This window comes from Curtobacterium sp. MCLR17_059, assembly GCF_003234665.1.
In the GTDB taxonomy this organism is placed as follows: domain Bacteria; phylum Actinomycetota; class Actinomycetes; order Actinomycetales; family Microbacteriaceae; genus Curtobacterium; species Curtobacterium flaccumfaciens.
In genome coordinates, this window is sequence record NZ_QKSU01000009.1 from 25,194 (window position 1) to 39,254 (window position 14,061).

Here is a 14,061-nt window from a genome sequence, read left to right on the forward strand (position 1 = left end):
ATGCCTGACACCGAGATGCTCGACCGCCTGATCCGTGAACCCGTCCGCACCGACGACGACGTCGTCCGACTCGTCGAAGCCGTCGTCGAACGGCCGCTGCGCCGGCAGTGCTGGGTGCTGTTCCTCGACGACCGCGGGATGTCGATCCCGTTCCTGCTGCCGATCGCCGACCTGCCGTACTCCCCGGACGAACACGTCGACGACTTCGCGGCCCTGATCGCCGACATCGTGGCGCAGCTCGGGGCCGTCGACGTCGTGCTCGTGTGGGAACGCCCCGACGCCGACCGGCTCTACCCGGTGGACTGGGAGTGGGTCGACGCCTGCGCCTGTGCCCTCGACGAGCAGTCGGTCCGGCTCCGCGCCCAGGTCGTCGTGCACTCCGGCGGAGCCGCGATCGTCGAGTTCGACGAGGAGACGCAGGCGGTGGCCTCGTGAGCGGTCAGCCCTGGGGAGCGGCGTCCGGCACGTCCTGGCCGGTGAGCTCCTCGACGATCGCCTTCGCCTGCGGCCACGACTTCGCGTAGTGGTCCGGGTCGGAGTTGATCTGCACCGCGTGCGCCATCTGCGTCGGGCTCATCGTCTTCCAGCCGGGGACCTTCACGAGCTTCGTGTAGAACATCGTCGCGGCCGTGTACGGGTCCATCCGCTGCTCGTACGTGCCCCAGGCGCCGTTGTCGCGCTGCTGGAACAGGCCGCGGCTGTCCGGGCCTGCGGCGTCGCCGTGGTCCAGGTTCACCAGGCTCGACTCGCCGATCGCGGTCATCACCCCGACGGCCTGCGTGTGGGGGCCGATGCCGAGTGCCTGGGCGGCTTCGATCACGTGTGCGGCGTTCACCAGGCGGTCCTGGCAGAAGCCGCCGACGGGTCCGGCCGGCACGACCATCCCGCCGATCGTCTTCGAGGCGACGGCCGGGCACGCGGGCGTCGGGGTGGCGGCGCTCGACTTCGCGATGCCGGCGAGCGAGTTGACCGCGATCACCACGAGGACGACCACGCCGATGCCGACCGCCACGATCCCGGCGCCGAACACCGAGGCGAGGGTGATGCCGACACGGCGCATGACGGGACCTCTCGAGGGGCTGGGCGGGTGCTGGGCGGGCGGAGCGGGAAGAGCAGCACGAGCGTACGGGCGCCTCCTGGGAAGCCTGCGGCGGCCCGCCGTGGTTGCACGCTTCACGAGTGACGGTTCTGGTTCACGAAGCGGGGGCTTCGCGAACCAGAACCGTCACGGGTCGTTCGTGCACCGCAGTCAGCGCTCGCGTCGACCGTCCTGTCGACCCCGACGCAGGCGCCAGCCTCCGGCGGACAGCGACAGCGCGGCGATCACCGCGATGACGACGGTCCAGATGACACTGGTCGCGTCCATCAGACGTCGCGGTGGTCGTGCGGCGGGCGCTGCACCTTCGTCGGCTCCGTCACGAGTCCGGTCGGGGCCTTCTCGGCCTGCTTCCGTCCGTGGGTGAACCAGGTCAGGATCCAGAGCAGCACGCCCAGGGCCAGCAGCGCGCCGGCGATCTGGTACTGCTGCGGGTCACGACCGGACGAGAACGGCAGGACGAGCCAGAGGCACGTGATGATGCCGATGACCGGGATGATGACGCCCGCGCGGAAGTGCTTGTGGTCGACCTTGTCGCGGCGCAGCACGAGCACGGTCACGTTCACGACGGCGAACACCGTCAGCAGCAACAGCGAGGTGGTGCCACCGAGGACGACGACGATGGGGGAGTCCGGGTCGAGCGAGACCCACCCGATCAGCAGCAGCGAGATGAGCGTGGTGAAGACGATCGCGGTCGACGGGGTGCGACGGGCGGGGGAGATGCGGGACAGGAAGCCCGGCAGCACGCCCTGCTTGCTCATGCCGTAGAGCAGGCGCGACGCCATCATCATGTTGATCAGGGCGGTGTTGGCGACGGCGAACATCGAGATGAAGGGCAGTAGGTCGGCGATCGGGAAGTCCGGTGCGGCGGTCTGCACGACGGTGACGAGCGGGGTCTCGTTGCCGGCGAGCTCACCGATCGGCACGACGGCCACGGCGCAGATCGACACGAGGACGTAGATCACGGCGGTGATGCCGAGGCCGGTGAGCATGATCTTGGGGAAGATGCGCGAGGGGTCCTTGGTCTCCTCGGCCATGTTGACCGAGTCCTCGAACCCGACCATCGCGAAGAACGCCAGCGACGTCGCGGTGCTGATCGACAGCAGCAGGGACTTGTCCTCCGGCGTCTCGAACATCACGACCCGCGAGAAGTCCGCGTTGCCGCCCGCGATCGCCCAGAACCCGATCAGGATCACCATGACGAGACCGGACAGCTCGACGAGGGTCAGCACGACGTTCGTCTTGACGCTCTCGCTCACCCCGCGGAAGTTGATGAACATCACCGCGAGCATGAAGCCCATCGCGATGAGCATCACCACGCCGTTCGGCAGCTCGATGCCGAACCCGGCGCCGAGGTTCGCCGCGAACGCCCGCGATGCCGTCGATGCCGACGTGATCCCGGAACACATCACGATGAACGTCACGATGAAGGTGACGAAGTGGATGCCGAACGCCTTGTGCACGTAGAGGGCGGCACCGGCGGTCTGGGGGTACTTCGTCACGAGTTCGAGGTACGAGAAGGCCGTCAGCAGCGCGACCGCGAACGCGATGAGGAAGGGGAGCCACGCTGCCCCGCCGACCTCGGCCGCGACCTGGCCGGTGAGCGCGTAGACACCCGTGCCGAGGATGTCGCCGACGATGAAGAGCAGCAGGAGCTTGGGACCGATGACCCGGCGGAGCTCGTGCTGCTCCTGCTGTGGGCGGTCCGTCTTGGTGGTGGCCATGCGTCACCCTTGCGCGCGGAATGCCTTTCTGTCCAGTCCCACAGGAAGGTTTCTCGCGATCGCAACACGGTCGCTCGGCGACGGATACGCTCCGGCCATGGACCAGCAGTCGAACACCACCGAGGAGCCCATCGAGTTCGCGGACTTCAACGCGAAGCTCCTGGTGCTCGACGTCCTCTGCTACGACCTCGACGTCCTGGACCCCTACGACCCGGACGCCGAGGACGAGACCGACGAGGACCTCGACGTCGACGGGCAGGACGACCGGGCGCGCGAGTACTACGACGACCTCGACCTGCTGCCGTCGCACCTGTCGCTCGTCACCGAGATCACCGTGGACTCCGACCTCGAGGTCCTGCAGGACGTCCACCCCGGCTGGGACGGCTCCGACGACCGCTTCGACCCGCAGAACTGGGACGACCTGCTCGACCTGCCGGAGCTCCGCACCGTGTACGCCGCCGCACCACTGCCCGCCCACGTCGCCGAGCGGCTCGCGACCAAGGGCATCGAGGTCCGCTCCGCCTGAGCGGGACGCGACCGGGACGCGACCTGGACGCACCGGGGCGGACGGACGGCTAGCGGTCCAGCGCCCGCAGCTGCTCGGTGAACTGCGTCGCGCCGCCCTGCGCCGGGTGCCGCACGGCGGTCGCCTCGATGCCGGCCAGGGCGAGCGCTCCCTGCGCCTTCCGACCGACGGCGACCACCCGGACACGGTCCACGCCGCCGAGGGCCTCCAGCAGCGCAAGCGCGACGGGCGCGCCCGAGCGGACCTCGGAGGGCCGTGGCGTCCGGTTCGTCAGCCGGTCCGGTGCCACGAAGGGGTGGTGCGGGAAGATCGCCCACGCGACGGGGAGGGCACCGCGCCAGCCCTCCAGCGCAGCGTGCACGACGCGCGACGAGGCCTCCCACGGCGCCGTGGGCTCCGGTGGCACGCCGTACCCCGGTCCGAGCTCGCACATGCTCGTGAACGGCACACCCGTGTTCGTCATGCCGCGCCACCCCGGTGCCTCGGCCACGAGCAACGTGTCAGCCCCCGGCCCGGACTGCTCCAGGTACCGCGTCAGGTTCGCTCGCCGGAGTCGTCCCTCGGGCGATCCGACGTCGTAGAGCGCCTCGGCGTCAGACTCGATGGGCACCGCGTCGAGCGCCGCCCAGAACGCGGCGAACCGGCCGCCCGTCCCGCTCACGAGCGCCCGAGCACCCGGCGGTAGACGTCCTCGAGCCCCGCGGCCGACCGCTCCCAGCTGAGGCGCTCCGCGTGCTCCCGCCCTGCAGCGGCGAGCCCGGCGGCGTACGGCGCATCCGTCAGGATCCGCTCGATCTCGGCCGCCCACTCCTGCGGGTCACGGGACTCGAGCACGACGCCCGTCTCCCCGTCGACCACGGCCTCGCGCAGGCCCCCTGCAGCGGCGGCCACGACCGGGACCCCGGAAGCGGAGCCCTCGAGCGCGACGAGCCCGTACGTCTCGGAGTGGGACGGCACGAGCACGGCTGCCGCGCCACGGAACAGGAACGCCAGGTCGGCACGCGACTGCGGCCCGATGAAGGTGACGTGGTCGGCGATGCCCCGCGCGTCGGCGAGCCGACGCAGTTCGTCCACGTAGTCGCCTGCCTCACTCGAGACGTCGCCCGCGATGACCAGGGTGGGGCGGGCCTCCAGGCTGATGTCCGCGATCGCCTCGATCGCCAGGTCCAGGCCCTTGAGGGGTTGCACGCGCGCCGCCGCGACGACGTAGGGGGTGGCGGCGCGGCGCGCACCGACGGCGGCGGGGCGGAAGACGGACCCGTCGACCCCCGGTGGCACGATCCAGATGCGGGCGTCGTCGCCGCCGAGCCGGGTGCGCACGGTCGACGCCTCGGCTTCGGACACCACGACGACGGCGTCCGACTCGCGCGCGAGCAGTTCCTCGCCGGCGATGCGGCCGGCGGACTCGGGACGTTCGCCCTCGGACAGCGGCGTGGCCGGGTCGGCGGCGATGGAGTGGAACGACTGCACGTGGGGGATGCCGCGCTCGCGGGCGACGGGCAGCGCGGCCGCGCCGGAGAACCAGTGGTGCGAGTGCAGGACGTCGAACGGCCCGAGCTGCTCCAGCTCGTGGCGGAACGGTTCGATGAACGCGTCGTGCTCACCCTTCGGCACCGGCTCGGCCGGCCCCGCGGACAGGAACCGCAGGCACACGCCCGGCACGAGCGACACCGAGTCCGGCTGCGTCGGGGCGGACCGGCGCGTGATGATGTCCACGTGGTGGCCCAGGTCGGCCAGTGCCTCGGCCTGGTGCCGGACGACGACGTTCATGCCGCCGACCTCGCCCGAACCGGGTTCGTCTCCGGGGGAGGTGTGCAGCGACACCAGCCCGATGTGCAGGGGTTCGGTCGTCGTGCTCACCGCTCAACCCTAGCCGCGCGGCCCCCGCTGCGACGGGCGTGCGGGCGCCACCACGACGGGCCGGCGGCCCGCCTCGTCCAACGGGTCGCACAGGAGGGCCGGATCACCTCCCAGGATCTGCACGCGCTGGTCGCCGTGTCGCTCCCAGAACGCCGCCGTCCACGCGCACAGCGCCCCGTCGAGCAGGTCCTCGCGGTGCTTGTGCGTCGGACCGTGCAGCACCGACGGGTCGGCGAGCCGCCGCGTCAGCGGGTGCGACTTGAGCAGCAGCGGCGGGTCGAGCGGGGTCTCGCGCAGCCGCCGGACCAGCTCGTCGAACGCCTCGGCGCGACGGGCACGCGCCTCGGCGGCGGGGATCCGCAGGTCGAGTCGCTTGTAGCGGGGGCGTTCGACGTCGTAGCCGAGTTCCTCCACCCCCACCAGCGTCGTGTACGGGTAGCACTCGAACATCGCCGGACCGGTCCGTGCCCGCATGGCGTCCGTGTCGGAGACGTACCCGACGCCCAGTGCGGTCAGCCGGTCGAGCAGCGCTGAGCCGGCGCTCGCCGCAGATGCCTGGTTCGTCGGGTTCGCCGCGACCTTCCACCGGCCGTACCGCTGCCCGACCTGTCGTTCGGACTCGCGGATCCCCGTCGGGTTCGTCACGACGAGCGACGCGTCCACGGCAATCAGGGATCGTTGCCCCAGGTGCGCGGCGACCCAGTCGGCCACGGCGTCAACCCCGCGGGCCCACCCGGCGTCGGTGATCGTGCCGTCGGAGTCCATCGCGACCAGCCCGGTCTCGTTCGCGGCCTTCCGATCCGAGCCGAGTCCCCACGCCAGGTCGATGCCGAGGTACGCGTTCACCCGCCCATCCTGCCGACCCTGGCCGCAAGACACCGGTGTCCGCGCGCTGAACACCGGCGTGCGCGTGTTCGACCAGGGAACACCGGTGTCTTGCGGGAACAAGAGCGGTCCCGGCTGCGGGCGGGCGGCCGGCACGCGTGTACGGTCCGCTGCATGGCGAGCGAAGCGACGACGGTGCGGGTGCCGGGGCCCGACGGTGACCGCGAGGTCCGGATCAGCAGCCCCTCGCGGGTGCTCTGGCCCGAGGCGGGCATCACGAAGCTCGACCTCGCGGAGTACCTCGTCACGGTGGGCGACGCCTTCGTCCGGGCGAACGGGGACCGGCCGATCTCGCTGCAGCGGTTCCCGGGCGGCGTCGACGGTGAGCAGTTCTTCTCGAAGAACCCGCCCAAGGGGGCGCCCGACTACGTCCGCTCGGTGACGGTGACCTACCCGAGTGCCCGGTCACACCCGCAGCTCGTGATCGACGAGCCGGCCGTGGCGGTGTGGGCCGCGCAGATGAACACGGTGGTGTTCCACCCGTGGGCTTCTCGTGCCGAGGACAGCGACCACCCGGACCAGCTCCGCATCGACCTCGACCCGCAGCCCGGCACCGACTTCGGCGACACGGTGCCGGTGGCCGAGGAGCTCCGGAAGGTCCTCGGCGAGGTCGGTCTGACCACCTGGATCAAGACGAGCGGCAACCGTGGCCTGCACGTGTTCGCACCGATCCGCCCCGAGCACGAGTTCCTCGAGGTGCGGCATGCAGTGATCGCTGCGGCGCGCGAGCTCGAACGACGGATGCCCGACCGGGTCACGACGGCGTGGTGGAAGGAGGAGCGGGGGCAGCGGATCTTCGTCGACTTCAACCAGGCGAACCGCGACCGCACGATGGCCGGTGCCTACAGCCCCCGGGCCCTGGCGCACGCCTCGGTGTCGACGCCGATCGGGTGGGACGAACTGCGCACCGCGGACCCGACAACGTTCACGATCCGCACGGTACCGGAGCGGCTGCGGACCACGGGCGACCCGTGGGAGTCGATGGGGGAGCAGCCGGGCAGCATCGCGCCGCTGCTCGAGTGGTGGGAGCGGGACCTGGCGAACGGCGAGGGTGAGCTGCCGTTCCCGCCGGACTTCCCGAAGATGCCGGGGGAGCCGCCGCGCGTGCAGCCCTCACGGGCGAAGAAGCCGAGCTGAGCCCGAGCGGCCGAGGGACCGAGCAACCGGCGGCCGAATGCCGAACAGCCGCGGCCGAGCCTCAGGCTGCGGAGGAGACGTCCCGCTGACGGTCCGGGTCCTCGACGCGCGTGGTGTGCGTCGGCAGCCCGATGCTGGCGGTGTGCAGGCGGGTCAGCCGCGACCAGGTGCCGCGGTGCACGTCGGTGATGCCGTCGACGATCACGAGCCGAGTCCGACCGTGACGAGTGCGAGCGCCGTGGCGGTCACGCCGGCGATGGCGCTGATGACCGCGCTGAGCTGCAGGACGCGCTGGCGCCGTGCCTCTCGGACTTCTGTGAAGGGGCTCCGCCGAGGGTGGCGGACAAGCGTGCTGGTGCTCATGTCGACCGCTTTCGATCCGGGCGCCCGGACTGGACGCCTCGTGCTGCTGAGATCATCCTGGCACGGCTTCGCTAGTTCGGCTAACTACTTTTCCGCGAACGTGACAGAACAGCGACAAACGGACACCGCAGTGCGTTCCGTCGTCAGGACAGCACGTCGCTCAGGTCGTAGGCACTGGGCACCTCGAGCTGCTCGAACCCGCACGACGTCGCCTCGCGGTCGGGCCGCCACCGCTCGAACTGCACGGTGTGCCGGAACCGGTCGCCCTCCATCTGGTCGTACCGGACCTCGAGCACCAGCTCCGGCGCCAGCCGGACGAACGACGTGTCGCGACCCGACGAGAACCGCGACCGTTCCCCGTCACCGGTGACGGGCCTCCCGTCCGCATCGCGGAGCACGACGGGCTCGAGCTCGTCGATCAACGCGGCCCGGCGCTTGTCGGAGAAGGCGGAGACGCCGCCGACCTGGCGGAGCTCGCCGTCCGCGTCGTACAGGCCGACCAGCAGCGACCCGACGCCGGAGCCGCTCTTGTGCACGCGGTAGCCGATGGCGACGACGTCGGCGGTGCGGTGGTGCTTGATCTTGAGCATCGAGCGCTTGTTCGGTTCGTACGGCCGCGCTCGCGGCTTCGCGACGACGCCGTCGAGCCCGGCGCCCTCGAACGTGGTGAGCCACTCGCGCGCCTGCTCGACGTCGAGCGTGGTGCGGGTGACGAAGAGCGGGTCGGTCATCGCGTCGCCGAGCTGCTCCAGGCGCTCGCGGCGCTCGTCGAACGGGCGGTCCACCAGCTCTTCGCCGTCCACCGCCAGCAGGTCGAAGGCCACGAACTGCGCCGGCGTCTCGACGCTGAGCTTGGCGATCCGCGAGGCCGCCGGGTGGATGCGCTGTGACAGGGCCTCCCAGTCGAGGCGCTCGGCACCGGGCTCACCGGAACGCAGGATCACCTCGCCGTCCAGGACGACCGGGTGGTCGCGGCCGCCGAACTGCGCGCGGAACGCCTCGACGAGCTCGGGGAAGTACCGGGTGAGCGGCTTGGCGCCGCGGCTGCCGATCTCGACGTCGTCACCGTCGATGGTCACGATGCCGCGGAAGCCGTCCCACTTCGGCTCGTACCGCAGCCCGCCCTTCGTGCTGTCCGGATCGGGGACGGTGGCGACGGCCTTGGCGAGCATCGGTGCGATCTCCATGGGTCCTGTCTACTCGCGCGCGTCGGCGGGGCTGTCGGCGCGGCCTGCGCCGTCTGCCTGGAGACCCGTGCTCCGCCCGGCACGTGCGTTCGGTGAGCAGAAATGGTCGGGTCCAGTGCCCGCACCCGACCATTTCTGCTCACCATGCGTCGGGAGCAGGGCCGTCGCCGGGCAGGTCGGCGCGCGTCGGTAGGGTGGCCAGCGTGACGACCGTGCCCCCGCCGGCAGCGCCGGCCCCGGAACCGATCAGCCCCGTGCAGGCCGCTGCGCTCCGCGACGGCGTCCTGCCACCCGTCGAGCAGGTCCGGCCGGGCATCTGGACCCTCGCGGTGCCGTTCCGGTTCGGGGTGCCCGACGCGACCCTGGTCTACGTCGTCGAGGGGGCGGACGGCTCGCTCGCGGTGATCGATCCCGGGTGGTCTGCCGACGGCGGGCTCGCCGAGCTGCGGGACGGTCTCGCCACGATCGGTCGGACCCTGGACGACGTGTCGCTCGTGGCCGTGACGCACCTGCACGCCGACCACCTGGGTGCCGCGGCGGCCATCCGCCGGGCGACGGGTGCACGTGTGGCGATGCACGGCCTCGAGGTCCGTGCGCTCGAACGGGAACGCGCCGACGCCGAGCGGAACGACGCCGACATCGCGACGTGGGGGCTGCCCGAACACCTGCGGGCCGGGGTCGTCGAGGCGTGGGGCAGCGGACGCCGGATCGGGATGGGCCGGATCGAGGCGCCGTACGCGGACGTGCTGCTCGAGGACGGCGACCTGCTGCCGATCCCCGGTCGGACGATCCGCACGCTGTGGACCCCGGGGCACACGAGCGGGCACGTGTGCTTCCTCGACGAGGCCGATGGCCTGCTGTTCTCCGGCGACCACGTGCTGCCGCGGATCAACTCCGGCATCGGACTCGGCGGCCGGACCAGGACGAACCCGCTCGGCGACTACCTGGCGTCCCTCGCGCGGCTCGACCCGTACGCCGACCTCGAGGTCTGCCCGGGGCACGAGTACCGGTTCCGGGACGTCGTCACCCGCGCGCAGACCCTGGCCCGGCACCGGGAGGAACGCTCGCTCCACGTCGCCGCGGCCCTCGACGCACTGGACCGTCCGACGCTGTTCGAGGTCGCCGCCCGGGTTCCCTTCAGTGGCGGGATCGAGTCGATGACCGGGTTCCTGCTCGCGAGCGCCCTGACGCAGACGGCCTTCCACGCGGAGCTGCTCGGGCGGGCCGACGAGGTGCGGCCCGCCTGACGAACGCCGCGGCCGCGGGGGTCAGCCGAGCGTCGTCGCCAGGCGCTCGATCGTCGTCTTCGCGTCGGCGAGTTCCGCGGCGGCGTGGTCGGCCAGCGGTGCGAGGTCCGGCAGCCGGTCGGCCAGGGTCGCGCTGACGGTGATCGGGTACAGCTTCATGCCGAGCGCGGTGCCGAGCACGATGTGCAGGACGGGGGAGCCGTGGTCCCAGCCCTCGGTCGGGGTGCCGGCGTCGTAGGTGGCGCCGCGGCTCACCACGGTGACGACGGGGCGTCCGGCCAGGGGCTGCACGCCGCCGGTCAGGATGCCGGGCACGTGGATGCGGTCGATCCAGGCCTTCAGGGTCGACGGCACCGTGTAGTTGTACAGCGGCGCACCCACCACGACGACGTCGGCGGCCAGGAGCTCGTCGATGACCGCTTGACGAAGGGCCTCGGCCTCGGGCGCGACGATCTCCTCGGTGGTGCGGTCGGCGGCCGCCCAGTGCAGCGCCGAGCTCTCCAGGTGGGGGAGCTGGTCGACGTGCAGGTCCCGCCGGACGACCGTGTACTCCGGGCCGCGGGCGCGCCAGGCGTCGGCGAAGGCCGCGGTCAGTGCGCGCGAGCGGGAGTGGGACAGGTCGGCCGAGGAGTCGATGTGCAGCAGCGTGGGCATGTCGCCAACGCTACCGGCGCGGACCCGGCCGGGCGCGGATGCGAAACGGCCCCGCCTGCTCCGGTGGAGGAGCAGGCGGGGCCGTCACGGGCCTCCCGTCCACCGCGCGGGCACGCGACGGACGGGAGACGTCTCAGGGTGTCAGCGCTGGGCGCGACGACGACGCGCGAAGCGGGCGCCGATGAGGCCGGCACCGGCGACGAGCAGGCCCAGGGCCCACGGCAGCGCGTCGGTGGTGTCCGAACCGGTGTAGGCGAGCTGACCGCCGGTGTTGACCGGGGCGACCGGGGCCGCTGCCGGCGCGACCGGGGTCGGGTCGGCGATGCCGGCGACCGCGGTCGGCTGGACATCCACGGCGAACGAGGTGGCGAAATCGCCGGCGGCGACCGTGAGGTTGTGGATCGAGGCGTGCGGGAACGTGACGCCGATGAAGCCGAACTCACCGATCTCGGGGTCTGCGGCGATGACGTCGGTCGAGACGTCCGACGTCACGGTGGGCGTGATCGACTCGTCGTCCTCGCCCAGGACCTCGTTGCCGAACCGATCGACGACCGTGCCGGTCACGATGAGCGTCCCACCCTGCTTGATCGTGGGACGACCGCCGTCGACCTCGGTGCCGACCTGGCCACCGTCGCCGTCACCCTGCGTGATGACGGTGTAGACCTTGCCGTCCGGGTCGATGATCCACGTGGTGCGCTTCTTGGTGTCGTTCTCGTCGAAGTCGAAGTCGAAGGCTCCGGCGCGGTCGGTCGTGTAGACGAACAGGCCGAGCGGCGCACCGGCCTCGACGTTGAGCGAAACGTACTGCGTGGTCGTCTCGGTGCCGCTGGTCGCCGTGACGGCGAAGGTCCAGTCCCACGCCTCGGTCGTGACCCCACTGAGCTCACCGGTCGACGCGTCGAAGGTGAGGCCGTCGGGGAGCTGGTCCGCGGGGGACATCTCGTCCTCCGGGAACTCCTCGGCGTACTCGGCGTCGTCCTCGTCGAACCAGGCGAGGCTGTACTTCGGCTCCGGGAAGCCCTGCGCACGGAAGGTGTGCGAGAAGGCGTCACCGGCGGCGGTGCTCAGCTCGAGCGGGCTGTCCTGCGTGGCACCGGCCTTGGTGGGCTGGCCGTCCTCACCGAGGAACGCCGGGGTCTGCGTCACGGCGGCGGTGGCCTCGGACTCGACCGTGGAGGTCTCGGTCGCGCCGGGCAGCGTGCCCGTCACGGCGACCGTGATGGTCTTGCGGACGTCGGTCGGGTCGACGACGTAGCTCGCGGCCTTCGACAGGACGTTGCCGTCCTGGTCGGTCCACGAGTACTTGTACCCCGCCTCGTCGTCGAAGCCGGTGACGACGGCGACGAGTCGGGTGCCGACCTTGGCCGTGCCCTCGATGGTGACGGTGGCGTCGGCGGCCTTGGTCGTGACGTCCGGCTTCGGGGTCTCGGTCGGCTTCGGAGCCTCGGTGGCGGCCGGCGCGGTGGTCTCCGGCGCGGCGGGCTCGGTGGCCTCGGGGGTGGGCGCCGGGGCTTCCTCGGCCGGAGCAGGGGTCTCGGGCGCGGTCTCGACGGGCGGGTCCGTCGGCGTGGGCGTCTCGTCGGAGACGACCGGAGCGGGCGTCTCAGCGGCCACGATCGGCTGCGTGGTGTCGAGCGTCTCGGCGTTGGCGGCCGTCGCGGTCATGATGCCGAGGCCGGTGGTCAGGCCGACCAGGGCGACGGTGGTGCCGACGGCGCAGGCGCGACGGACAGTGGAGGTGCTGCGGTGCACGGGATCCCCCAGGGATTCGGTCCGGGCTCATCGCCCAGATCATGTGAATTTGCCGAGAATGTCGGCGTTCTCGGATCGTAGCGGGATGACGTTGCCGGGCTGTGACGATTCACCGGAATGTGACCCGGGTTGGGGGTGCGTGCGGGAAACCGCCGGACCCCCGCACGCGCGGCGCACCCTGTGGGCGCGGAAGGACGGACGGGAGGCGCGGTGCGGGCCCGCACCGCGCCTCCCGTCCGTCCGGGGCCGCGTCTCAGGCGCGACGGCGACGCAAACGGTGGACCAGCAGACCGCCGCCGGCGGCGAGCAGGCCGAGCGCCCACGCCAACGGCGTGGTCTCGTCGGCGCCGGTGTAGGCGAGCGTGCCGCCGGTGCCGCCGGTGCCGCCGGTGCCGCTCGTCGTGGTCGCGACCGCGGCGGTGGCGACGGGACGGACGGCGACGACGAACGTGGTCGAGGCGCCACCCTGGGTGATGGTGAGACGGTGGTCCGAGGCGTGCGGGAACGTCACCTTCGAGGCGTCGCCCCGGGGATCGGTGACGACCCGGTCCGACGCCACCGAGCTCGTCACCGTCGCGCCGAACCCGGTGCTCACGGAAGCCGGCGCGGTCGCGTTGCCGAACCGGTCGACGGCGAGGCCGGACACCACCAGCGAGCCGCCCTGCTGGACGGGGATGGACGCGACGGTGCCGAGGGGCTCGCCCCCGCCGGAGAACGCGCTGATGACGCCACCGGGTGCGACCGACCAGACCGTTGCGCCGGGTGTGCCGGTGTCGACGATCGCGCGGACCCCGATGGGTGCGGCCGGCAGGACGGTCAGGCGCACGTACTCCGTGGCGGTCGCGGTGCCACGGAGGGCGACGACCTCGAAGTCGTACGTGCCAGCGGTGGTCACCGTGCTGGTGAGCACCCCGGTCTCGACGTTGACGGTCAGGTCGGACGAGGGCGCGTCCTGGATCGCGTACGCCAGCGATCCCGTGCCGCCCGTGGTGCGGAACGTGTGCGTGAAGGTCGCGCCGGCGGTGGCGGTGAGGGCGAGCGGCTTCGCCTTCGTCGAGGGCTCGGTGAAGACGACCGGCGACGGTGAGACGGTCAGGCGGACGTACTCGGTCACCTGTGTCGAGCCGCTGAGCGCCACGACCTCGAAGTCGAACGTGCCGGCGGTCGTCGGCGTGCCGCTCAGCACGCCGGTCTCGACGTTCACCGTGTAGTCCGTCGACGGGGCGTCCTGGATGGCGTACCCGACGGTGCCGTTGCCGCCCGTGGTGGTGAACGTGTGGCTGAACGGCGTGCCGACCGTCGTGGTGAGGGCGATCGGGGCGGCCTGGGTCGACGGCTCGGTGAACGCGAGGTCGCTGCCGTCACCCGGTGCTGCCGTCGGGGTGGCGCTGTCCGTGGCCTTCGCGGCGGGGCCGGCGCCGGGCGTCGGGCCGGCGCTCGGTGTCTCGGCGGCCGTGGAGGTCGCCGTGGTGCTCGTCGGTGTCGTCGTCCCCGTCGGCGTCGCCGCCGTCGCGGGCGCGCCGACGCCGATGACCGAGCCGATGGCGGTCGCCGCGACGACGATGCCGATCGTCGCCGCGCGGCGGACGGGCGGCTTGGTGGACTGGTGCATGGTTCCCCCTCGGGAGTC

General features: G+C 72.0%; 15 protein-coding genes. 4 read left to right on the forward strand and 11 right to left on the reverse strand.

All coding sequences use genetic code 11. The annotated features are described in order from the left end of the window. A complete protein-coding gene (locus DEJ12_RS12845; RefSeq protein ID WP_071404198.1) occupies positions 1-435 on the forward strand; it encodes a hypothetical protein in 435 nt (144 codons plus the stop codon). 4 nt (positions 436-439) lie between these two features. Here the strand turns inward: DEJ12_RS12845 and DEJ12_RS12850 are convergent, their stop codons facing one another. Continuing rightward, positions 440-1,060, reverse strand: a complete 621-nt coding sequence (locus tag DEJ12_RS12850; protein WP_071404197.1) for a hypothetical protein — start codon at positions 1,058-1,060, stop codon at positions 440-442. Positions 1,061-1,365: 305 nt separating this feature from the next. Beyond that, positions 1,366-2,820, reverse strand: a complete 1,455-nt coding sequence (locus DEJ12_RS12855; RefSeq protein ID WP_071404196.1) for an APC family permease — start codon at positions 2,818-2,820, stop codon at positions 1,366-1,368. A gap of 97 nt (positions 2,821-2,917) precedes the next feature. Here DEJ12_RS12855 and DEJ12_RS12860 point away from each other — a divergent pair, with 97 nt between their 5' ends. Beyond that, positions 2,918-3,346 carry a DUF6892 domain-containing protein gene (locus tag DEJ12_RS12860; protein WP_111023826.1) on the forward strand — a complete coding sequence of 143 codons (429 nt, stop codon included), beginning with the start codon at positions 2,918-2,920 and terminating at the stop codon, positions 3,344-3,346. A gap of 49 nt (positions 3,347-3,395) precedes the next feature. On the opposite strand, the gene DEJ12_RS12865 is transcribed toward DEJ12_RS12860, so the two are convergent. From DEJ12_RS12865 to DEJ12_RS12875, 3 genes are read right to left on the reverse strand one after another with little or no spacing between them, the layout of a single operon-like run. Beyond that, positions 3,396-4,007 carry a uracil-DNA glycosylase gene (locus DEJ12_RS12865; RefSeq protein WP_111030292.1) on the reverse strand — a complete coding sequence of 204 codons (612 nt, stop codon included), beginning with the start codon at positions 4,005-4,007 and terminating at the stop codon, positions 3,396-3,398. After that, entirely contained in the window at positions 4,004-5,206 is a 1,203-nt protein-coding gene (locus tag DEJ12_RS12870) for a glycosyltransferase (RefSeq protein WP_111030293.1), read from the reverse strand. The genes DEJ12_RS12865 and DEJ12_RS12870 overlap by 4 nt, the downstream gene beginning before the upstream one ends. Positions 5,207-5,215: 9 nt before the next feature. Then, positions 5,216-6,052, reverse strand: coding sequence for a DUF429 domain-containing protein (locus tag DEJ12_RS12875; RefSeq protein WP_111030294.1), 837 nt, complete (start codon positions 6,050-6,052; stop codon positions 5,216-5,218). 153 nt (positions 6,053-6,205) lie between these two features. Between DEJ12_RS12875 and ligD the strand changes: the two genes are divergently transcribed. Further along, the gene (ligD, locus tag DEJ12_RS12880; protein ID WP_111030295.1) at positions 6,206-7,228 is read left to right on the forward strand and encodes a non-homologous end-joining DNA ligase; all 1,023 of its coding nucleotides are present in this window, start codon (positions 6,206-6,208) and stop codon (positions 7,226-7,228) included. 61 nt (positions 7,229-7,289) lie between these two features. Here ligD and DEJ12_RS18065 read toward each other — a convergent pair whose 3' ends face one another. The 3 genes from DEJ12_RS18065 to DEJ12_RS12885 all read right to left on the reverse strand — a co-directional run bounded on the left by DEJ12_RS18065 (position 7,290) and on the right by DEJ12_RS12885 (position 8,778). Beyond that, the gene (locus DEJ12_RS18065; protein ID WP_155896788.1) at positions 7,290-7,433 is read right to left on the reverse strand and encodes a hypothetical protein; all 144 of its coding nucleotides are present in this window, start codon (positions 7,431-7,433) and stop codon (positions 7,290-7,292) included. Next, complete coding sequence (locus DEJ12_RS18070; RefSeq protein ID WP_163343780.1) at positions 7,430-7,591, reverse strand: hypothetical protein; 162 nt, start codon at positions 7,589-7,591, stop codon at positions 7,430-7,432. Before DEJ12_RS18070 ends, DEJ12_RS18065 begins: the two co-directional genes overlap by 4 nt. A gap of 143 nt (positions 7,592-7,734) precedes the next feature. After that, the gene (locus tag DEJ12_RS12885; protein ID WP_111030296.1) at positions 7,735-8,778 is read right to left on the reverse strand and encodes an ATP-dependent DNA ligase; all 1,044 of its coding nucleotides are present in this window, start codon (positions 8,776-8,778) and stop codon (positions 7,735-7,737) included. A 203-nt stretch (positions 8,779-8,981) separates the two neighbouring features. Here DEJ12_RS12885 and DEJ12_RS12890 point away from each other — a divergent pair, with 203 nt between their 5' ends. Next, positions 8,982-10,025, forward strand: a complete 1,044-nt coding sequence (locus DEJ12_RS12890) for an MBL fold metallo-hydrolase (protein WP_181433172.1) — start codon at positions 8,982-8,984, stop codon at positions 10,023-10,025. Positions 10,026-10,046: 21 nt separating this feature from the next. On the opposite strand, the gene DEJ12_RS12895 is transcribed toward DEJ12_RS12890, so the two are convergent. From DEJ12_RS12895 to DEJ12_RS12905, 3 genes are all read right to left on the reverse strand, one after another. Beyond that, positions 10,047-10,679, reverse strand: a complete 633-nt coding sequence (locus DEJ12_RS12895; RefSeq protein ID WP_111030297.1) for an FMN-dependent NADH-azoreductase — start codon at positions 10,677-10,679, stop codon at positions 10,047-10,049. A 141-nt stretch (positions 10,680-10,820) separates the two neighbouring features. Next, the gene (locus tag DEJ12_RS12900) at positions 10,821-12,431 is read right to left on the reverse strand and encodes a putative Ig domain-containing protein (protein ID WP_111030298.1); all 1,611 of its coding nucleotides are present in this window, start codon (positions 12,429-12,431) and stop codon (positions 10,821-10,823) included. Between the two features lie 253 nt (positions 12,432-12,684). Next, a complete protein-coding gene (locus tag DEJ12_RS12905; protein ID WP_111030299.1) occupies positions 12,685-14,043 on the reverse strand; it encodes a hypothetical protein in 1,359 nt (452 codons plus the stop codon). Between the last annotated feature and the right edge of the window lie 18 nt (positions 14,044-14,061).